This window comes from Mycobacterium avium subsp. avium (assembly GCF_009741445.1).
Taxonomy (GTDB): Bacteria; Actinomycetota; Actinomycetes; order Mycobacteriales; family Mycobacteriaceae; genus Mycobacterium; species Mycobacterium avium.
The window spans coordinates 3918812-3938966 of record NZ_CP046507.1 but is presented as its reverse complement, the minus strand read 5'-3'; the positions used below and the strand labels follow the sequence as shown (position 1 = coordinate 3938966).

General features: G+C 71.5%; 17 protein-coding genes. 7 read left to right on the top strand and 10 right to left on the bottom strand.

Features of this window, described 5'->3' with window-relative positions; translation table 11 throughout:
* The first annotated feature begins 166 nt into the window (after positions 1 to 166).
* From MAA44156_RS18330 to MAA44156_RS18315, 4 genes are all read left to right on the top strand, one after another.
* Positions 167 to 1774 (top strand): sensor histidine kinase, encoded by a 1608-nt coding sequence (locus MAA44156_RS18330; RefSeq protein WP_009978773.1) that lies wholly within the window; start codon positions 167 to 169, stop codon positions 1772 to 1774.
* Positions 1771 to 2211 carry a response regulator gene (locus tag MAA44156_RS18325; protein WP_003874535.1) on the top strand — a complete coding sequence of 147 codons (441 nt, stop codon included), beginning with the start codon at positions 1771 to 1773 and terminating at the stop codon, positions 2209 to 2211. Before MAA44156_RS18330 ends, MAA44156_RS18325 begins: the two co-directional genes overlap by 4 nt.
* A gap of 134 nt (positions 2212 to 2345) precedes the next feature.
* Positions 2346 to 3446, top strand: a complete 1101-nt coding sequence (pstS, locus tag MAA44156_RS18320; RefSeq protein WP_003874536.1) for a phosphate ABC transporter substrate-binding protein PstS — start codon at positions 2346 to 2348, stop codon at positions 3444 to 3446.
* 51 nt (positions 3447 to 3497) lie between these two features.
* A complete protein-coding gene (locus MAA44156_RS18315; RefSeq protein WP_009978771.1) occupies positions 3498 to 5468 on the top strand; it encodes a serine/threonine-protein kinase PknD in 1971 nt (656 codons plus the stop codon).
* 3 nt (positions 5469 to 5471) lie between these two features.
* On the opposite strand, the gene MAA44156_RS18310 is transcribed toward MAA44156_RS18315, so the two are convergent.
* The 6 genes from MAA44156_RS18310 to MAA44156_RS18285 all read right to left on the bottom strand — a co-directional run bounded on the left by MAA44156_RS18310 (position 5472) and on the right by MAA44156_RS18285 (position 12501).
* The gene (locus MAA44156_RS18310) at positions 5472 to 6692 is read right to left on the bottom strand and encodes a CaiB/BaiF CoA transferase family protein (RefSeq protein WP_011725962.1); all 1221 of its coding nucleotides are present in this window, start codon (positions 6690 to 6692) and stop codon (positions 5472 to 5474) included.
* A gap of 11 nt (positions 6693 to 6703) precedes the next feature.
* Positions 6704 to 7618, bottom strand: coding sequence for a class I SAM-dependent methyltransferase (locus tag MAA44156_RS18305; protein ID WP_009978767.1), 915 nt, complete (start codon positions 7616 to 7618; stop codon positions 6704 to 6706).
* Between the two features lie 157 nt (positions 7619 to 7775).
* Positions 7776 to 9914, bottom strand: coding sequence for a manganese-exporting P-type ATPase CtpC (ctpC, locus tag MAA44156_RS18300; protein ID WP_023879518.1), 2139 nt, complete (start codon positions 9912 to 9914; stop codon positions 7776 to 7778).
* Positions 9915 to 9924: 10 nt separating this feature from the next.
* Positions 9925 to 10206 carry a DUF1490 family protein gene (locus tag MAA44156_RS18295; RefSeq protein ID WP_009978763.1) on the bottom strand — a complete coding sequence of 94 codons (282 nt, stop codon included), beginning with the start codon at positions 10204 to 10206 and terminating at the stop codon, positions 9925 to 9927.
* Between the two features lie 103 nt (positions 10207 to 10309).
* Positions 10310 to 11023, bottom strand: a complete 714-nt coding sequence (locus MAA44156_RS18290; RefSeq protein ID WP_023879519.1) for a TIGR03089 family protein — start codon at positions 11021 to 11023, stop codon at positions 10310 to 10312.
* Between the two features lie 5 nt (positions 11024 to 11028).
* Positions 11029 to 12501, bottom strand: coding sequence for an LCP family protein (locus MAA44156_RS18285; RefSeq protein WP_003874544.1), 1473 nt, complete (start codon positions 12499 to 12501; stop codon positions 11029 to 11031).
* Between the two features lie 98 nt (positions 12502 to 12599).
* On the opposite strand from MAA44156_RS18285, the gene rfbD reads away from it, so the two are divergent.
* From rfbD to manB, 3 genes are read left to right on the top strand one after another with little or no spacing between them, the layout of a single operon-like run.
* Positions 12600 to 13523 (top strand): dTDP-4-dehydrorhamnose reductase, encoded by a 924-nt coding sequence (gene rfbD / locus MAA44156_RS18280; RefSeq protein WP_029248585.1) that lies wholly within the window; start codon positions 12600 to 12602, stop codon positions 13521 to 13523.
* 10 nt (positions 13524 to 13533) lie between these two features.
* The gene (locus MAA44156_RS18275; RefSeq protein ID WP_085988272.1) at positions 13534 to 14400 is read left to right on the top strand and encodes a glycosyltransferase family 2 protein; all 867 of its coding nucleotides are present in this window, start codon (positions 13534 to 13536) and stop codon (positions 14398 to 14400) included.
* A gap of 1 nt (position 14401) precedes the next feature.
* Positions 14402 to 15478, top strand: a complete 1077-nt coding sequence (gene manB, locus MAA44156_RS18270; RefSeq protein WP_009978755.1) for a mannose-1-phosphate guanylyltransferase — start codon at positions 14402 to 14404, stop codon at positions 15476 to 15478.
* Between the two features lie 81 nt (positions 15479 to 15559).
* Here the strand turns inward: manB and MAA44156_RS18265 are convergent, their stop codons facing one another.
* The 4 genes from MAA44156_RS18265 to cofD are packed head-to-tail and all read right to left on the bottom strand — an operon-like array spanning position 15560 to position 20049.
* A complete protein-coding gene (locus tag MAA44156_RS18265) occupies positions 15560 to 16102 on the bottom strand; it encodes an NUDIX hydrolase (protein WP_009978754.1) in 543 nt (180 codons plus the stop codon).
* Positions 16099 to 17679 carry an Eco57I restriction-modification methylase domain-containing protein gene (locus MAA44156_RS18260; protein WP_009978753.1) on the bottom strand — a complete coding sequence of 527 codons (1581 nt, stop codon included), beginning with the start codon at positions 17677 to 17679 and terminating at the stop codon, positions 16099 to 16101. Before MAA44156_RS18260 ends, MAA44156_RS18265 begins: the two co-directional genes overlap by 4 nt.
* Positions 17680 to 17689: 10 nt before the next feature.
* Positions 17690 to 19039 carry a coenzyme F420-0:L-glutamate ligase gene (locus MAA44156_RS18255; RefSeq protein WP_009978752.1) on the bottom strand — a complete coding sequence of 450 codons (1350 nt, stop codon included), beginning with the start codon at positions 19037 to 19039 and terminating at the stop codon, positions 17690 to 17692.
* Complete coding sequence (gene cofD, locus MAA44156_RS18250; protein WP_009978751.1) at positions 19036 to 20049, bottom strand: 2-phospho-L-lactate transferase; 1014 nt, start codon at positions 20047 to 20049, stop codon at positions 19036 to 19038. The genes MAA44156_RS18255 and cofD overlap by 4 nt, the downstream gene beginning before the upstream one ends.
* Between the last annotated feature and the right edge of the window lie 106 nt (positions 20050 to 20155).

Below are 20155 nucleotides of genomic sequence, written 5' to 3'. Positions count from 1 at the left end.
CATCGAGTACGCGTCAGATCTCAATCAGTGGCCAGGACCGTCCAAAACGGCAGGGCGGCCATTCCTTTCAAGCAACAACCGTTGCAACAACACATTAGCCACACCCCACCGTCCTGGGCATCCAGGACATCCAATCCCAGACCCCTTCAACCCTAAGGACCATCACGTGACCGCGCCGCGTCCGCTCCGGCTCACGCAGCTGACCGTGCGGGGATGGCTGGCCCTGGTGCTGTGGATCATGGGCACGACGGTGCTGATCGGGGCGCTGGTCGGGGCGGTGCTGCTGCACCGCACCGACCAGGTGTCGCGGCAGGTGGCCGACGGTGTCGGGCCGGCGCGGGTCGCGGCGGCCCGGCTGCAGGCGGCGCTGCGGGACCAGGAAACCGGCCTGCGCGGCTACCTGATCGCCGCGGACCGGCAGTTCCTGGCGCCCTACTACGACGGGCAGCGCACCGAGCAGGCGGCCGCCGACGAGATTCGCCGGCTGGTGGGCGGCAACGCCGGCAACACCGAGCTGATCGCCGACCTGGACGCGGTGGAGTCGGCCGCCGCCGACTGGCGGACCAACTACGCCGAACCCGTCATCGCCAGCGTCACCCCCAGGGCCCCCGCCGTCGTCAGCGCCCCGACCGCCGACCTCGGCAAGGCCAAATTCGACCATCTGCGAGCGCTTTTCGAGACCCAGAACACGCACCTGGCGCAGGCGGCGGCGAGTGCGACCGCCGAGCTGCACGAGATCAACGGCTGGCGCGACTGGGTGCTGGGTGCCATGGTGCTGGCCATTTTGGGGACGGGTCTGTTCCTGGGCTTGTTCAGCCGCGCCGCCATCACCCGCCCGATCGCGCAGCTGGCCGCGTCCTGCCGGCGCATCACCGAGGGCAACTTCGCTGAAACGATCGTTGCGCCCAAGCGGCCCAAGGACATTCGCGACATGGCCATCGACGTGGAGAACATGCGCAGGCGCATGGTCGAAGAACTCGACGTGTCGCGCTCGGCCCAGGAGCAGCTGGACGAGCAGGCCGCCGAATTGCGGCGCTCCAACACCGAACTCGAGCAGTTCGCCTACGTCGCCTCCCACGACCTGCAGGAGCCGCTGCGCAAGGTGGCGTCGTTCTGCCAGCTACTGGAGCGGCGCTACGGCGACCAGCTCGACGAGCGCGGCCTGGAGTACATCGGGTTCGCGGTCGACGGCGCCAAACGGATGCAGGCGCTGATCAACGACCTGCTCACCTTCTCCCGGGTGGGCCGGCTGGGCACCACCGAAGCCGAGGTGCAGCTGGATGCCACGCTGGACGCCGGCCTGGCCAACCTGGCCGCCGCCGTCGAGGAAACCGGCGCCGAGATCGTGCGCCCCGCCGAACTACCGCGGATCGTCGGGGACCCGATGCTGCTGACCATGTTGTGGCAGAACCTGATCGGCAACGCGATCAAGTTCCGGCACAAGGATCGCCGGCCCCGCGTCGTCATCGAATGCGCCCCCGGCGAAGGCACCCACGACGGCGAGTGGCTGCTGAGCGTGTCGGACAACGGCATCGGCATCCCGGAGGAGTTCTCCGACAAGGTCTTCGTCATCTTCCAGCGGCTGCACGGCCGGGAGGTGTACGCCGGTACCGGGGTCGGCCTGGCGTTGGTGAAGAAGATCGTCGAGCACCACGGCGGCACCGTCCGGATCGACACGTCCTACACCGACGGGACCCGATTCGAATTCAGTTTGCCCGTGCCCGGACCCGTCGACGAAACGGACGCAGTCGCTTTGGAAGGAGCGCAGCAATGACAACGGCCGGTAGAGCCATCGACATCCTGCTCGTCGAGGACGACCCGGGAGACGAGCTGATCACGCGAGAAGCCTTCGAGCACAACAAACTCAACAACAGGCTGCACGTGGCGCACGACGGCGAGGAGGGCCTCAACTACCTGTACCGGCGCGGTGAGTTCGCCGACGCGCCGCGGCCCGACCTGATCCTGCTGGACCTGAACCTGCCCAAATACGACGGCCGCCAGCTGCTGGAGAAGATCAAGTCCGACCCCGACCTGGCCCAGATCCCGGTCGTGGTGCTCACCACCTCCTCGGCCGAGGAGGACATCCTGAAGAGCTACAAGCTGCACGCCAACGCCTACGTCACCAAACCGGTCGACCTGGACCAGTTCATGAAGGCGGTCCGGCAGATCGACGAGTTCTTCGTTCAGGTGGTGCGGCTGCCCAGCGCCTGAGCGCCGGCCGGTCCCGGGCGTGTGCCCGGCACTCATTCACCCCTTATTCACCTCTCAGCCTTTGTCAAGGGTTTGTATATTCACGATTGATTAACTTTTGGTGGCCCCGGGCCGTCGGGGGCGGGAGGAGTTGCGTGAGTTTCGCTCGATCTGGCGCTGTACTGAGCCTGCTGGCCGCCGCCGCGTTGACGCTGACGGGGTGCGGCGGCGACTCCAAGTCGTCGTCGGGGTCGGGCGCGCACGTGGACTGCGGCGGCAAGAAGGTGCTCAAGGACAGCGGGTCCACCGCCCAGCAGAACGCGATCGAGCAATTCGTCTACGCCTACGTCCGGGCCTGCCCGGGCTACACGCTGGACTACAACGCGAACGGCTCCGGCGCCGGTGTCACGCAGTTCCTCAACAATCAGACCGACCTCGCGGGTTCGGATATCCCGCTGGACCCCACCACCGGCCAGACCGACCGGGCGGCGGCGCGGTGCAATTCGCCCGCCTGGGACCTGCCGACCGTGTTCGGGCCGATCGCGGTGACCTACCACCTCACCGGGGTGAGCGGGCTCAAACTGGACGGGCCGACCGTCGCGAAGATCTTCAACGGCGCCATCACCAAGTGGGACGACCCGGCGCTCAAGGCGGTCAATCCGGGCCTCAACCTGCCGTCGACGCCCATCGCGGTGATCTTCCGCAGCGACAAGTCCGGCACCACCGCCAACTTTCAGAAGTACCTGGACGGGGCGTCCAACGGCGCCTGGGGCAAGGGCACCAGCGAGATGTTCACCGGCGGCGTCGGACAGGGGGCCAGCGGCAACAACGGCACCTCGGCGCTGCTGCAGAACACCGAGGGGTCGATCACCTACAACGAGTGGTCGTTCGCGGTCGGCAAGCAGCTGAGCATGGCGTCGATCATCACCTCGGCGGGGCCGGACGCGGTGCCCATCACCAAGGAGTCCGTCGAGAAGACCATCGCCGGGGCCACCTTTCAGGGGCAGGGCAACGACCTGGTGCTGGACACCTCGTCGTTCTACCGGCCCACCCAGCAGGGCGCGTACCCGATCGTGCTGGCGACCTACGAAATCGTCTGCTCGAAATATCCGGACGCGGCGACGGGGTCCGCGGTGAAGGCGTTCATGCAGGCCGCGATCGGTCCCGGTCAGGACGGTCTGGACCAGTACGGTTCCATCCCGCTGCCGGGTTCGTTCACGGCGAAGCTGTCGAGCGCGGTCAATGCGATTTCCTGACGACGTGACTGAACGTGACGGGTGTGACGGACGAGCGAAGGAGGCTCGACGGTGAGCGATAACGGGCCGGCCGCGCAGGTCGGGTCGTGGTTCGGCCCGTACCGCCTGGTGCGGCTGCTGCGCCAGGGCGGCATGGGCGAGGTGTACGAGGCCGAGGACACCCGCAAGCACCGGCTGGTGGCCCTGAAGCTGATCTCGCAGCAGTTCTCCGGGAACCCCGAGTTCAGCGCGCGGCTGCAGCGCGAGGCCGACATCGCCGGACGGCTGACCGAACCGCACGTGGTGCCGATCCACGACTACGGCGAGATCGACGGGCGGTTCTTCGTGGAGATGCGCCTGGTCGACGGCATCGATCTGGGCTCGCTGCTGCACCGGGAGGGGCCGCTGGCCCCTCCCCGGGCGATCGCCATCATCCGCCAGGTCGCCGCCGCGCTGGACGCCGCGCATGCCGCCGGGGTGACGCACCGCGACGTCACGCCGGGGAACATCCTGGTCACCCCCAGCGACTTCGCCTACCTGGCGGACTTCGGGATCGCGCGGGCCGCCTCCGACCCGGGGCTGACCCAGGTCGGGACGGCGATCGGAACGTACTACTACATGGCTCCGGAGCGGTTCACCGACGACGAGGTCACCAACAGCGTCGACATCTATTCGCTGGCCTGCGTGTTGACCGAGTGCCTGACCGGGGTGCCGCCGTATCGGGCCGACACGGTCGAGCGGCTGGTCGCCGCGCACCTGACGAAGACGGCCCCGCCGCTGAGCCAGCTGCGCCCGGGTGGGTTCCCGCCCGCCCTGGACCGGGTGATCGCCAAGGGCATGGCCAAACGCCCCGAGGATCGCTACCGCACCGCGGGCGAATTCGCCGCCGCCGCGCACGAGGCGCTCACCACGTCCGAGCAGCGCAAGGCCGCCACGATCCTGCGCGACGGCCAGATCGCGGCGCTGGGCGCGGGCGCGGCCGAGCAGCGCTCGACGCACTGGCCGGAGTCGTTCGCCCCGTCGCCGAGCGCGGAGACCGTCGTCGGCCCGTCGCCCGCCCGGGCGGGCGCCCCCAGCTCGGGGCTGATCCGCGCCGCCCCAACGGGTTCCGGCCGCGTGTATGCGCCCGGCCCGGACTTCGGGCGTCCCGTGGCGCCGACCGACAACAAGCGCAAACAGTGGATCATCGTCGGCGCCGTCGCCCTGGTCGCGCTGGTCGCCTTCGTGGTGGCGTTCGTCGGCTACCTGTCCACCGCATCCTCGGGACCCGCGAAGCAGGCCGGCGGCCAAAGTGTGTTGCCCTTCAACGGCATTGACTTCCGCCTCTCCCCGGGCGGCGTGACGCTGGACGGCGCCGGCAACGTCTACGTCACCAGCGAGGGCATGTACGGCCGGGTGGTGAAGCTGGCGGCCGGCTCGGGCGCCACGACGGTACTGCCGTTCAACGGGCTCTACCAGCCGCAGGGGCTGGCCGTCGACGGCGCCGGCACGGTCTACGTCGCCGACTTCAACAACCGGGTGCTCAGCATGGCCGCCGGCTCCAACTCTCAAAAGGAGCTGCCCTTCAGCGGTTTGAACTACCCGGAGGGGGTGGCCGTCGACAGCCAGGGCGGCGTGTACGTCGCCGACCGCGGCAACAGCCGGGTGCTGAAACTGGCGGCGGGATCGCAGAACCAGACGGTGCTGCCGTTCACCGGGCTGAACAACCCGGACGGGGTGGCCGTCGACCCGGCGGGCAACGTCTACGTCGCCGACACCGACAACAACCGGGTGGTGAAGCTCGACGCCGCGTCGAACACCCAGTCGGAGTTGCCCTTTCACGACCTGTCGGTGCCGTGGGGCATCGCGGTGGACAACGGCGGCACCGTCTACGTCACCGAGCACGACAAGAACGACGTCGTGAAGTACCCGCCGGGCGCCACCAGCGGCACCGTGCTGCCGTTCACCGCGCTCAACACGCCGTTGGCGGTGGCGGTGGACAGGGACCAGAGCGTCTACGTCGCCGACCGCGGCGACGACCGGGTGGTCAAGCTGGCGCAGTGATGCTCACGACGCTGTCTGCGGTGCGCCCAGATACTCCTCGGTGTGCTGACCCAGCGCCGGGGGAGGGTCGGTGGCCCAGCCGGCCGACGCGGCCTCGAAGCTGGAATACCTTGCCGGAGTCCGGATTACCGTGACGGCGTCGGCGCCCTCGCCGACCTGCAGGGCGAGCTCGTTCTCGGCGAACAGCGGGGTGCCCACCACCTGCTTCCAGGTGTAGGCGTGGCAGGCCATCAGCCCGGCGGCCTGCAGCAGCCGGACCCATTCGTCGGCGGTCTTGGCGGCCAGCGCCTTCTCCAGCTCCTCGGTCAGCTCGGGGTAGTTCAGCGCGCGGGAGCGCTGGTCGGCGAACCGTTCGTCGTCGCGCAGGTCGGGCCGGCCGATGACCTCGCACAGCTTGTCCCAGTGCTTGGGCACGTACGCGCTGATCACCAGGTAGCCGTCGGCGGCCTTGAACGCGTCCGACGGCTGGGTGGCGAAACCAACACCCTTGCGCCGCTTGGGTTTTGACGCCGAGTCGCTCGGCTTGTGGTCGGCGTTCGGCTTGTTGAGGTGGATGGTCAGCTGGCTGGCCTGCAGGCTGACCGCCACGTCGTACATGGCGACCCGCACCACGTCGGCCACCCCGTGCCGCTCCCGGTTGAGCAGCGCGGCCAGCACCGCCTGGGCCAGCACGTGCCCGCTGGCGGCGTCGACCAGCTGGAACGGGATGATCTGGGGTTTGCCGGTAGGGGTGGGCATCCCGGTGGTCATGCCCGACTCGGCGGCCACCATCAGGTCCACCCCCGGCCGGCTGCCCTCCGGGCCGTTGCCGCCGTAGGCGGACAGCCGGGCGTAGACGAGTCTGGGATTGCGGCCCTGCAGCTCCTCGGGGCCCAGGCCCATGCGTTCCATCACCCCGGGCCGAAACCCTTCCAGCACAACGTCGGCGGTGTCGACCAGCCGCAGGATCCGCTGCTTGGCCTCGTCGTCGCGCAGGTCGGCCAGCACCGACTTCTTGCCCCGGTTGTGCGGCAGGAACAGGGTGGCCAGCGGCGGACGGCCGGGCAGCACGGCGGTGATGTGCCGGGCCGCCTCGCCGATCGGCGCCTCGATCTTGATGACCTCGGCGCCCAGGTCGGCCAGCACCTGACCGGCCATCGGCCCGGCGATGTTCTGGGTGAAGTCGAGCACCCGGAATCCGTCAAGGGGCTTGGGGGGCTTGCCGTTCGGCGTCTCGTGTGGCATGCGTTGGGTTCCTAACCTGCCTTGTTCAGCACCGCGGTGCAGTAGTAATTCTGGGCGAACGGCGCGCCGGGCTCGGTCGACTGCAGCGGCAGCCCGTTGTTGGCCAGCATCTGGTTCAGCGGTGTGCGCACCGGCTGCCAGCCCAGCTGCTGCAGGTAGCTGGCCGGGTCGTTGCGCTCGCCGGGGAAGCCCAGGTCGTCCAGGGCGACGTCCAGGCCGTGCCGCCGCCACTTTTCGCCGGCCGCATTCAGGGCGTCCCCGCTGGCGCCGGTGTTGGCGAAGACCTCGGCCACCAACTGGCTGCCGTCGGCGGACAGCGCGGTGACGTTGTCCAGCAACCGATCCTGGGCCTGCGGCGGCAGGAAGCCGAGGAGCCCCTCGGCGGCCCAGGCGGCGGGGCGCCCGACGTCGAAGCCCGCCTGCCGCAGCGCCGACGGCCAGTCGTGGCGCAGGTCGACCGCGACGGCGCGCACCGGCGCGGTGGGCTCGGCGCCGAGCTGGGCGATGGTGGCGGCCTTGAACTCGAGCACCCGCGGTTGGTCGATCTCGAACACCGTGGTGCCGGCCGGCCAGGGCAGCCGGTAGGCGCGGGCATCCAGGCCGGAGGCCAGGATCACCACCTGTCGGATTCCCGCGGCGCCCGCCTCGGCGAAGAACGCGTCGATGTAGCGGGTGCGGGCGGTGATCATGTCGGTCATGCGCTGCATGCCCCACGCCGCCCCGGGCACGTCGACGTCGGCGGCGTCCAGTTCGCCGGCGGCCCACCGGGTGAAGAAGTCGACGCCCACGGCGCGCACCAGCGGCTCGGCGAACGGGTCGTCGATCAGGCCGTCCCGGGTGGCCCGGGCCCGTCCGGCGGCCACCATGGTGGCGGTCGCGCCCACGCTGGTGGCCAGGTCCCAGGTGTCGTCGTCGGTGCGCGCCATCGAGGAATCCCCTTCCGCTCTACCGTTAGCCACAATAACTACCGGCGGCCGGGCGCATCCCGGCGCCCGGCCCCCCGCCCTCGCTGCCGCGCACAGGGCGGACTGGCGGCGCCGTGTGGCAGGGCGTGCGGGCCTGGCGGGGCGGGGAGTGCGGCTGTCAGTTCAGCCGGTAGCGGATCAGCCGGGAGCTGTTGGCCACCACCGCCACCGACGACGCGTTGTGCAGGATGGCGGCCAGCACCGGGGACAGCGCGCCGCCGGCGCCGATGATCAGCCCCGCGGCGTTGACGGCGATAGACATGCCGTAGTTCTCCCGGATGACGTCGACGGCGCGCGAGCCCAGGTCCCGCACGTCGAGCAGCCGGTGCAGGTCGTCGTTGGACAGCGCCACGTCGGCGGTCTCCACGGCGACGTCGGTGCCGGCCAGGCCCATCGCGATGCCGATGTCGGCGGCGGCCAGCGCCGGCGCGTCGTTGATGCCGTCGCCCACCATGCCGACGACGAAGCCCTCCTCCTGCAGATCGCGCACCGCGGCGAGCTTGTCCTCCGGCATCACCTCGGCGCGCCACTCGTCGATGCCGAGCTCGTCGGCCACCACCGCGGCGATGTCGGGGTGATCGCCGGTGAGCATCACGATTCGGCGAATACCGTTGGCGCGCAACTTCTTCAATACCGCGGCGGCCTCGGGACGGACCTCGTCGCGCAGGCTGATCAGCCCGACCAGGGTGCCGTCCACGGCGAGCAGCAGCGGGGTCTCGGCCTGGCGGCGCAGCTTGTCCACCCACTCCTTGGCCTTCTTGGACACCTTGACCTTCTCGGCCTGCAGCAGCGACGGGCTGCCCAGCAGCAGGGTCCGGCCGTCGGCCCAGGTGCGCATGCCCAGCCCGACCAGCACCTCGCACTCCTCGTGCGGAGGAATGGTGATGTGGCGTTCCTCGGTGGAGCGGATCACCGCCTCGGCCAGCGGGTGCCGGGAGTGGATCTCGGAGCTGGCGGCATACGCCAGCACCTGCTCAGGCTCCCAATCCTTGTGCATGGCAACGATATTGGTGACCACCGGCCGGCCGACGGTGAGCGTGCCGGTTTTGTCGAAGACGATCGCGTCGACCTGGCCGGCCTGCTCGAGGTGTGAGCCGCCCTTGATCAGAATGCCGCGCCGGGCGCCGTTGCCGATCGCCGCGCTGATCGCCGTCGGGGTGGCCAGCCCGACCGCGCACGGGCAGGCGATCAGCAGCATCGTCATGGCCCGGCGGACGTCGCCGGTGACCGCCAGGGTGATGGCCGACACGATGAACGAGGTGGGAACGAAACGGCGCGAGAAGTTTTCGCCGACGGTCTGGATCGGCGCCCGGTCGTGCTGCGCCTCTTCGACCCGGGTGATGATGCGCCCGATGGTGGTCTGGTTGCCGACGGCGCGGGCGCGCACCACCAGGCGGCCGCGCACCACCACCGAGCCGGCGTGCACCGGCATTCCGACCACCACGCTGACCGGCAGGTTCTCCCCGGTGATCGCGGACTGGTCGACGATCGCCTCGCCGTCGATCACCTCGCCGTCCACCGGGATGGCGACGTGGTCGTGCACCACCACCTCGTCGCCGATCTGCAGGGTGTCGGTGGTCACCTGAATCTCGTTGTGCTCCAGGCGAATCCACGCCGTATCCTGGCTGCCGCGCAGCAGCTCGGAGATGGCGCGCCGGGTCCGGCGCAGCGTCAGGTCCTGCAGGTACTCGCCGATGTTGAGCAGCCACAGCACGGTCAGCGCGACCACGTTCTCGCGCAACACCAGGCTGGCCACGGTCGCCGCCGAGACCAGCGCGTCGGTGCCGGCCCGCCCCGACCGCAGCGAGCGCAGCGCGCCGCGCAGGAAGGGGTAGCCGGTGAACACGGTGACGCCGGTGGCGAACAGCCGGCCGCTGGGGCCCAGCAGCGGCGGGCGGGCGAACACGTAGCGGCGCACGCCGAGCAGGGCCAGCGCCGCGCCGCCGATCACCATGCGCAGCACGTCGGCGTTGCGGATCTCCGAGGAGTGCGGCGCGCGGGCCGGGATCAGCTCGGCGGCGACGTGGGCGGCCTCGCCGATGGCGGCCAGCACCGCGGACCGGTCGCAGCGCCGCGGTGAATACCAGATGACCACCGAGCCGGTGCGCGGGTAGGCGTGCACCACCCGCACGCCGTCGCACTTGGCCACGGCCTCTTCGACCGCCACGGCGCGCCGCGAGTCGGCGCGCACCCACCCGACCGACACCCGCATCCGTCCGGCTGCATCCGAAATGACTTGCAGCGCAGGGTCTTCCATAGCGGAAGGGTCAGTGCTCGTGGTCGTGGGTGTCGGCGATCGAGGGCGTGGGCGCCTCCTCGCCGATGCGCTCGCGGGCCTCGGCCATCACGTCGGCCAGCTTGAGCCGCGCCGACTCGGCGGCCTCCTCGGCCTTGCGGGTGCCGCGCAGGCCCAGTTCGGCCCCCTTGACGGCCGTCTCGTGCAGGGGCGCCTTGGCCACGGCCTTGCGCACCACCTCGTAGGCCGTCACGCCGACCAACCCGGTGACCACCGTCCCTGCCGCCTTCGCCAACAGCCCGTAGACCGCCATTGCCGCAACCTTCCTGTCGTGTGCGCGTTCAGCCCATGCTCGCACGACGTTAACATCGAAATATAGCGATATCAATATGTATCGGGCGCCCGAAGGCAGGCGCTCACAGCACCCGGGTGACCTTCTCGGATTCGATTCGGCGCTGCTGCACCGCCGGGTCGGCATTGGCCACCTGAACCAGCGAGCCGCCGACGGCCAGGATCGCCAGCAGCCCGTCCACCAGCGCGTCGGGATCCGGCCACGACGCGCTGGAAAGCACCCGGTCGGCCGCCGTCAAACCCCGTGCCGCCGCGGAACTTCGGCACTGCTGCAGCACCTGGTCGACCGAGCGGCCGTTTAGCGCCGGGCCCGGTCGCGGCTCGGGCACGATCTGGTCGCCGTGCACCCGCACCGCGGTGGCGTAGTCGGTCACCCCGATCGGCAGGTCGCTCACCGGGCGGCCGAACGGATCCAGCGACAGCACCGCCACCTCGCCGGCGCCGGTGGCGTCGGCGTCGTCCAGCCGCGGCGGCGTGCACAGGGCCAGATCGGCCGGGCCGGCGAGCACCGCCTCGGCGCCGATCCACCACACCCCGAACAGCACCGCCGCCGTCTGCCAGTGCGCGGGCAACAGGATCGCGACCCGGCTGGCCGGTCCGGCGCCGAGTTCGTCGCGCAGCAGGTTGCCGGTCTTGGCGGCCCAGTTGGCCAGCGTCACACCGGAGAGCTCGATGCGCTCGGCGGTCGCGTCGTCGTAGTAGGTGATGCGCGGACCGACCGGGTCGGCCCGCAGCATGGGATCCAGGATCGCCGCGGACAGCGTGCTCGATTGGCGCACCGGCGCTAGTTTATGCACTCCGGCTTGTCGGAGCCGGCGGTCAGGATCGGCGACGGCGCGGGCGCCTTGTCGTTGGTGCTCACCGCGCCGGCGGTGGACACCTTGGCGGGCATGATCGATTCGGTGCCCGACAGGCCCGAGCCGGGACCGCTGTAGTCGTTGGCCAGCACCACCCGCACCGCGCCCGGCGCCAGCGAGCTGTCGGCCACCACCGGCAACCCGCCCAGTTCCTTGGACACCTCTTTGGCGCCCAGGTCGTCGCTCTTGGCGGCGCGCACCTGGCTGGTCTTGACGTGCCCCCCGTCGTTGTTGCCCACCGTGCCGGTGGCAAAGCCCTTGGCGCTCAACACATCCGAGACGGCCGCGGCCAGACCGTTGATGTCGGTGTCGTTGACGACGCTGGCGGTGGTCTTGGCCGGGGTGTAGGCGATCTCCTCGGTCTTGCCCTGCTCCTGGTCGTGCAGCAGGCTGCCCACCCAGTCGGCGACCTGGTGCGGGTCCACCCGCACCACGCTCTGCATGCCGTCGTCGCTCCAGCCGGCGCCGTCCAGCACCGGGATGGTGGCGAACGCGACGTTGCCGCCGGCCAGCTTCTGCATCTGCTGCACGAAGTCCATCACGTCCCAGCCTGCGGAGATCACCACCGAGCGCTGCACGGCGGCCTCCAGCCGCTTGACCGTGGCGGGGCTGGACAGCGTCTGCCCGGAGATGACCCGGTGCGCCAGCGAGGCCATCACCACCTGCTGGCGCACCACCCGGTCCAGGTCGCCGCGCGGCAGTTCGTGGCGCTGGCGCACGAAGCTGAGCGCCTCCGGGCCGCTGAGCCGCTGCGGGCCGGCCGGGAAGTCGGCACCCGAAAGCGGTTCGAACACCGGCTCTTTGAGGCACACGTCGACGCCGCCGAGCGCGTCGGTGATCAGCGCGAAGCCGAGCAGGCCGATCTCGGCGTAGTGGTCGACGGTGACGCCGGTGAGGTCGGCGACGGTCTTGATCAGCGCCTCACGACCGGCCTCGGTGCCCTGGGCCGCGGCGTCCTCGGCCGAATCGCCGGCCTTGACCAGGCTGGCGCGCTTGGCCTCCCGGGTCTGACCGTAGACGCCGTTGATCTTGGTCTTGCCCAGCCCCGGGGCGGCGACGTAGGAGTCGCGCGGGATCGAGATCGCGGTCGCCGACTTCCCGTTGTTGGGGATGCGGATCAGGATGATGGTGTCGGTGTTGGTGGCCTCCTCGTCGCCGGCCCGCAGCGTCTCCAGCTCCTGCTGCGACAGCGGGTTGCCGTGCGCGTCGGTCCGGCTGTCCAGGCCCACCAGCAGGATGTCGATCGCGCCGTCGTCGCCGCCCTTGCCCAGCGACGGCGCCGACATGTGAAAGATGCCGTCTTCGAAGGACCGGACGTTGCTCCACGCGATCCCGGTGCCGAGCACGACCGCGAGCGTCAGCGCGGTGGCAATCACACGAACCACACGTTGCACAGGCATCCCACTACATTACTTGCGACACACTGGCTTCACGGGTAGCCGGCGCCCGCGTGCCCCGGCCGTCCCGGCGGCCCGAGGCCTCATGCCAAACTCGAACCATGTCAGGCAGGATCGTGATCGCCGGCGCCGGTGGGCAGCTGGGCGGCTATGTGAGCGCGCTGGCGGCTGGTCAGGGCCGTGACGTGGTGGCGCTGACGTCCGCGCAGTGGGACATCACCGACCCGGCGGCGGCCGAACGCATCGTGCGGCCCGGCGACGTGGTGATCAATTGCGCGGCCTACACCGACGTCGACGGCGCCGAGAGCGACGAGGCGGGCGCCTTCGCGGTCAACGAGGCCGGCCCCGGGCATATCGCGCGGGCCTGCGCGCGCGCCGGCGCCCGGCTGCTCCACGTTTCCACCGACTACGTGTTCGGCGGCGAGTCCCCAGCCGGCGCCCCGGACCGGCCGCGCCCCTACGAGCCCGGCGACCCCGTCGCGCCGCAGGGCGTGTACGCCCGCAGCAAGGTCGCGGGGGAGCGGGCCGTGCTGGCGGCACTGCCGGATCCCGCGCAGGGCGTCGTGGTGCGCACCGCCTGGGTCTACACCGGCGGCACCGGCAAGGACTTCGTCGCCGTCATGCGCCGGCTGGCCGCGGGGGAGGGCCCGGTGCAGGTGGTCGACGACCAGATCGGGTCACCGACCTACGTCGGCGACCTGGCGGCCGCGCTGCTGCAGATCGTCGACGACCGGGTGCCCGGGCCGGTCCTGCACGCCGCCAACGAGGGCGCGGTGTCCCGCTTCGAGCAGGCCCGCGCGGTCTTCGAGGAATGCGGCGCCGACCCGGCGCGGGTGCGGCCGGTGGGCACCGAGCACTTTCCCCGGCCGGCGCCGCGGCCGACCTACTCGGCGCTGGGCAGCCGCGAGTCCGCCGCGGCCGGGCTGCGGCCGCTAAGGCCCTGGCGCCCTGCGCTTGTCGCCGCGCTCACCAACGCTGGTAGCCCGGCCGCGGCGGATCGACCGTTACCCTCTACGCGTGACTGACGTGCTGCCGGTGGTGACGGTGACCTATTCACCGGGCCCGCACCTGGAGCGCTTCCTGGCGTCGCTGTCGCTGGCCACCGACCGCGAGGTGTGCGTGCTGCTGGCCGACAACGGCTCCACCGACGGGACGCCGCAGGCCGCCGTCGAGCGCTACCCCAACGTGCGGCTGTTTCACACCGGCGCCAACCTCGGCTACGGCACCGCGGTGAATCGTGCTGTGGCACAGCTGGATCGCGGCGGCGAGTGGGTGATCGTCGCCAACCCGGACGTGCAGTGGGGCCCGGGCAGCATCGACGCGCTGCTGGACGCCGCGGCGCGCTGGCCGCGGGCCGGCGCGCTGGGCCCGCTGGTGCGCGACCCCGACGGCTCGGTGTACCCGTCGGCGCGGCACCTGCCCAGCTTGGTGCGCGGCGGCATGCACGCGGTCGTCGGGCCGTTCTGGAAGAACAACCCGTGGTCGACGGCCTACCGCCAGGAGCGGCTGGAGCCCAGCGAGCGGCCGGTGGGCTGGCTGTCGGGTTCGTGCCTGCTGGTGCGCCGCTCGGCATTCGAGCGGGTCGGCGGGTTCGACGAGCGCTACTTCATGTACATGGAGGACGTCGACCTCGGCGACCGGCTGGGCAAGGCCGGCTGGCTGTCGGTCTACGTGCCGTCGGCCGAGGTGCTGCACCACAAGGGCCACTCCACCGGGGCCGACCCGGCCAGCCACCTGGCCGCCCACCACCGCAGCACCTATATGTTTCTGGCCGACCGGTATTCCGGTTGGATGCGCGCGCCGCTGCGCTGGGCGCTGCGCGCGTCGCTGGCGGTGCGCGCCCGGCTGATGGTGCGCAGCGCGCTGCGCGAGTCCGGGCGGCGGGTAGAAGGGCGGCACTGAGGTGGGAACTCCCGAAGTCGACGTGGTGATCCTGGTGGGCGGCAAGGGCACCCGGCTGCGGCCGCTGACCCTGTCGGCGCCCAAGCCGATGCTGCCCACCGCCGGGCTGCCGTTCCTCACCCATCTGCTGTCCCGGATCGCCGCGGCCGGCATCGAGCACGTCATCCTGAGCACGTCGTATCAGGCCGCGGTGTTCGAGGCGGAGTTCGGCGACGGCTCCAAGCTGGGTCTGCAGATCGAGTACGTGACCGAGGAGCGGCCGCTGGGCACCGGCGGCGGCATCGCCAACGTCGCCGGCCAGCTGCGGCACGACACCGTGATGGTGTTCAACGGCGACGTGCTCTCCGGCTCCGACCTGGGCCAGATGCTCGACTTCCACGCCGCGCAGCAGGCCGACGTCACCTTGCACCTGGTACGGGTGAGCGATCCGCGCGCGTTCGGCTGCGTGACCACCGAGGACGGCCGGGTCACCGCGTTCCTGGAGAAGACCCAGGACCCGCCGACCGACCAGATCAACGCCGGCTGCTACGTCTTCGCCCGCCGCGTCATCGACCGGATCCCGCGCGGCCGCGAGGTGTCGGTGGAGCGCGAGGTGTTCCCCGCGCTGCTGTCCGATCCCGACGTCAAGGTGTGCGGCTACGTCGACGCCACCTATTGGCGCGACATGGGCACGCCCGAGGACTTCGTGCGCGGCTCGGCGGATCTGGTGCGCGGCATCGCGCCGTCGCCGGCCCTGCACGGCCACCGCGGCGAGCAGCTGGTGCACGACGGTGCGGCGGTGTCGCCGGGCGCCGTGCTGATCGGCGGCACCGTCGTCGGCCGGGGCGCCGAGATCGGCCCCGGCGTCCGGCTGGACGGCGCGGTGATCTTCGACGGCGTCAAGGTGGAGGCCGGCAGCGTGATCGAGCGCTCGATCGTCGGGTTCGGCGCGCGCATCGGCCCGCGGGCGCTGATCCGCGACGGGGTGATCGGCGATGGCGCCGACATCGGGGCGCGCTGCGAGCTGCTGCGCGGCGCCCGGGTGTGGCCCGGCGTGTCGATCCCCGACGGCGGGATTCGCTACTCCTCCGACGTCTGAGGCTCGCTTTCGCTTTCGCGTTCCCTTTCCCGTTCGCTTTCGGGCGTCACGCCAGCGTGACGCCCGGCGCCGGCGGCCACGCTAGCGTGACGCTCGCGTGGCCTGGGCGACCAGATAGGCCAGCGCGTGATCGGTGTCCGCGGGTAGCGCGTCGACGGGCCACCAGCGCAGGTCCTCGGACTCGTCGCTGATCGCGATCCGGGCGCCGGCCGGCGCGTGCGCGACGAATTGCAGATCCAGATGCCGGGTGGGCAGCCCCAGCGAGCAGGTCACCGGATGCACGTGCACCGCGGCCAACCCGGGCGCCATCCGCAGCCCATCGATCCCGGACTCCTCGGTGGCCTCGCGCAACGCCGCCGCGACGATGCCGGCGTCGTCGTCGTCGCAGTGCCCGCCCAACTGCACCCACCGGCCCAGCCGGCGGTGCAGGGTCAGCAGCACCCGGTCGCCGGTGTGGTCGAGCACCAGCGTCGACGCGGTGACATGCCCGGGCTCGCACTCCCGCCGGCACGCGTCGGGGCGGGCGTGCACGAACGCCAACACCGCGTGCCGCAACGAATCCTGGGCCGCATCGGGCGGATCCCACTGCGTCAGCAGCGCCAGCACCGAGTCGCGCACGCTCACCGGGATGCCCGCCGTTTCCGGCGATCCCGCAGACACGCCCAGGCCGCGCGGCAGTCCGCCACCGCCCGGGGCGGGACGCCCAGCGCGTCGATCAGCACCCGGCGGTCCACGACGTCCAGCGCCTTGTCCAGCTCGCCGGCCTTCAGCAACAGGTCGACATCGCCGACCAGATCGGCGTCCGCGCACTCCGGCCGGGGGAGCGGCAGCTGCTCCGCCTCGCGCGGCTCCAGCTCCAGCACGCCCCCGCCGTAGCTGCGGCCCATGATCTCGGCGAACGCGAACGTGACGCTGTTGTGGAACACCGCGGCCAGCGCCGCCGGGACGACGCCCGGCCCAACCCGCACCCGGTGCACGGTGTCGATGCTGGTGGCCCCCGCGGCGTTGACCGTCAGCCGGGGCGCGGCGTGGATCTGGCGCAGCAGGAACAGGTCGGGCTGCCACAGCGACGGCGTGCTCCACCACGGCGTGCGGATCGAGCACTTGTAGCCGCGGTGCACCCCGGCGGCCTCCCCGGCGCGGATGTGCGCGGTCAACGCGGGATCGGCCGGCTCGCGCGGCGCGTTGAGCAGCCAGCCGCGCTGCCCGGCGGCGAGATCGCTTGCCCGGCAATCGGTGTCGTAGATCAGCCCGGACAGCTGGGCGCTGCGCGAGACGAGGGGCACGCAGTGCCGGCGCAGCCCCAACGCGGTCACCTGCTCGTCGGTGAAGGTGAAAAAGGCATTGCGGCCGGTCACGATGCCCACGTCCACCTCGGCGAGCGCGCCCAGCCGGGTCAGCGTCGCCGAGGCCTTGAGCGCGCGCAGCAGCTCGATCGCGGCCGGGTCCAGAAAGTACTTGGTCCACTTCTCGTGCTCGTGCAGCAGCGCCGGGGCGGACGCCAGGCGCTCGACGTCGATGTCGGCCAGGGCGTCCGCGCCGGCCAGGGTCACGGTGCGGATGCGCGCCGGGCCGGTCCCGACGACGCCGCAGAACAACACCACCTCCTGCAGGACGCCGTCGAACACCAGCCGCTCGAAGGTCAGCAGCGTGATGTCGCGGAATCGGCTCAGCAGGAACTCGCGCAGCTGCGCGGCGTAGCCGACCTGCAGCAGCTCGGCCGAAAGCACCAGCCCCACCCGGCCGCCGTCGCGCACCAGCACGGTGCCGGCCACCACGAACGGCACCCAGGCGTTGGTCAGCCGGGTCGGCCGCAAACCCTCGCGCCGCAGCAACGCCAGCGCCGGATCGCGTTGCGGCGACGCCCAATTCCCGAACCGGATGTAGGGCGGATTGCCGGCGACGCCGTCCCAGCCGCCGTCCTCGGCGGTGGCGAGCCAGCTGAACAGGCTCTCGGCGGACACGGGTGCGAACCGCCGGGCCTTGGCCGCCTCGTGCGGGATCAGCTCGACGCCGTGCACCCGGTCGCTGAGCCGGGCCAGCTCGCGCAGGATCGCGCCGTCGCCGCAGGAGGGTTCGACGATCCTCGGCCCGGCCCGGCGCACCCAGCGGGCCAGGAACCGCGCCACCGGCGCCGGCGTGTAGTAGCCGCCGCGGACCTTGTCGGCCGAGGCCGCCGCCTTGCCCGCGAACGTCGTCACGCGCTCAGTATCACTTGCGGATCAGCAGATCCCCAGGGCCCGCCGGATCCCGCGGCCCGGCGGGTTCGGCGGCATAGCCGATGGCGATGGCCCCCAACGGCTCCCAGTCGGCGGGCAACCCGAGCTCGGCGCGCACCAGGTCGGCGGCGAAGATCGTGGAGCCGATCCAGCAGCTGCCCAGCCCGCGCACCGCCAACCCGACCAGCAGGGCCTGCACGGCCGCGCCGACCGCCACGGTGAACATGGTGTGCTCGGCGTCGGTGCGGGCGGCGTCGGGATAGCTGTGCGCGCCGTCGGGGACCAGCATCGGGATGACGACTTCGGGCGCGTCGTAGAGGATCTGGCCGCGCGCCACCCGGCGTTCGATCGACTCGGCGGGCCGGCCGTCGCCGGCCAGGTCGGCGCGCCACTTGTCCTTCATCGCGTCCAGCAGCTGGGTCCGCACCGCCGGGGTCTGCAGCCAGACGAACCGCACCGGGCGGGTGTGGTGCGGGGCCGGCGCGGTCAGGGCCTCGGCGACGGCCTCGCGCACCAGCTCCGCGGGCACCGGCTCGGCGCTGAACCGGCGCACCGAACGGCGCAGCAGCTGCGCCTGGCGGCGGCCCAACTCGATGGCCTCGGCGGTGCCCAGCCAGAACAGGTCCTCGGTGCCCGGCCGCAACAACTGCCGGGCGGTCGACCCGTCGTCGGTCACCGACAGCCCGCGCACCACCGCCACCGGCATCGCGGTCAGTTTGCCCTTCACCAGATCGGCGGCCGCGGCGATCTCGTCGGCGATCGCCACCTCGGTGACCAGCAGCTCGTTGCCGTGCTGATCCACCGCACCCGAATAGCCGTGCAGCACAGCCAGTCCTGCCGCCCCCACCGCGGCGTCGGTCTGGCCGTTGCGCCAGGCGCGGCCCATGGTGTCGGTGACCAGCACGGCGACCTCGACGCCCAGTAGCTCGCGCAGCCGCGCGCGCAGCGCCGCGGCGCTGGCGTCGGGGTCCAGCGGCAGCAGCGCCAGCTCGTCGCGGCCGACGTTGGATCCGTCCACCCCGGCGGCGGCCTGCACCAGCCCGTGCCGGTTCTCGGTGATCAGGGTGCGGCCCTTGCGGGCCAGCACCCGGACGGCTTCCTCGTCGACCAGCTTGCGCCGCAGCCGATCGCGTTCCTCGGGATCGGCCGGCGCCGGCACCAGCCGGCCCTCGCACTTGGAGACGGCCTTGCTGGTGACGACGACGACGTCGCCGTCGCGCAGCCACGGCGCGGCCTTGGCGACGGCCGCCCCCAGATCGTCGCCGGGGCGGAATTCGGGCAGCCCGGCCACCGGCAGGATCTCGATCGGGGCGGCGGTGCCGTGCTCGCCGGCGGGACTCACGGCGTCACGCCCGCCAGCTGCAGCCCCGCGCTGACCATCTCGGCGGTCGCCGCGGGGTCGGTCATCATCAGCGGCACCGCGCGCACCGCCACCCCCTCGATGTCGGCGTGGTCGTCCTGGCTCACCAGCCAGCAATCCAGGATCCCGGTGCCCCGCCGCGCGCCGTAGTGGCGGCCGACGGCCTCGGCGGTGGATTCCACCCCGATCACCGACAGGCAGGCATCGGCCATGCCGCGCAACGGCTTTCCGCCGATGATCGGGGAGTAGCCGACGATCGGCGCGCCGGCCGCCCGCAACGCGCCGCGGACGCCGGGTACGGCCAGGATGGCCCCGACGCTCACCACCGGGTTGGACGGGGCGATCAGGATGACGTCGGCGTCGGCGATGGCGGCGATGGTTTCCGTTGTCGCGGCTGCCTTTTCGGCGCCGACGAACGCGAAGCTGTGGGTGGGCACCTGGGCGCGGTAGCGCACCCACCACTCCTGGAAGTGGATGGCCCGCCGGCTGCCGTCGTCGGGATCGGTTATCACCACGTGTGTCTCGCACCGGTCGTCGCTGACCGGCAGCAGCCGCGCGCCGGGTTGCCAGCGGTCGCACAGCGCGGCGGTGATCTGTGTCAGCGGGTAGCCGGCGTTGAGCATCTGGGTGCGCACCAGGTGGGTGCCGATGTCGCGGTCGCCCAGACCGAACCAGTCCGGCTGCACCCCGTAGCGCGCCAATTCCTCTTTGGCGTGCCAGGTTTCGTCGCGGTGCCCCCACCCTCGCGCCGGGTCCACACCTCCACCTAAGGTGTACATGCAGGTGTCCAAATCGGGGCAGACGCGCAGTCCGTGGATCCAGGCGTCATCGCCAATGTTGACGATCGCCGTCAGCTCGTGGCTGCCCGCCGCCGTGTCCGGGCGCCCGTGCGTATGCCGTTGCGCACGAAACTGACCCAGCCCGAACAACTGTTGAACACCCAGCAGGAAGCGGGCGCCGCCAACCCCACCGACCAGAACGGTGACCTTCACTTGAGCCTCACAGAGCACGACAGTACTGCCCGGCGACGCTGCGGTGTCGGGCCCGTCGCGGGCGCCTCAAAGTTGAGGTTGCACACCGCTTGTCGGGAAGCTGGTG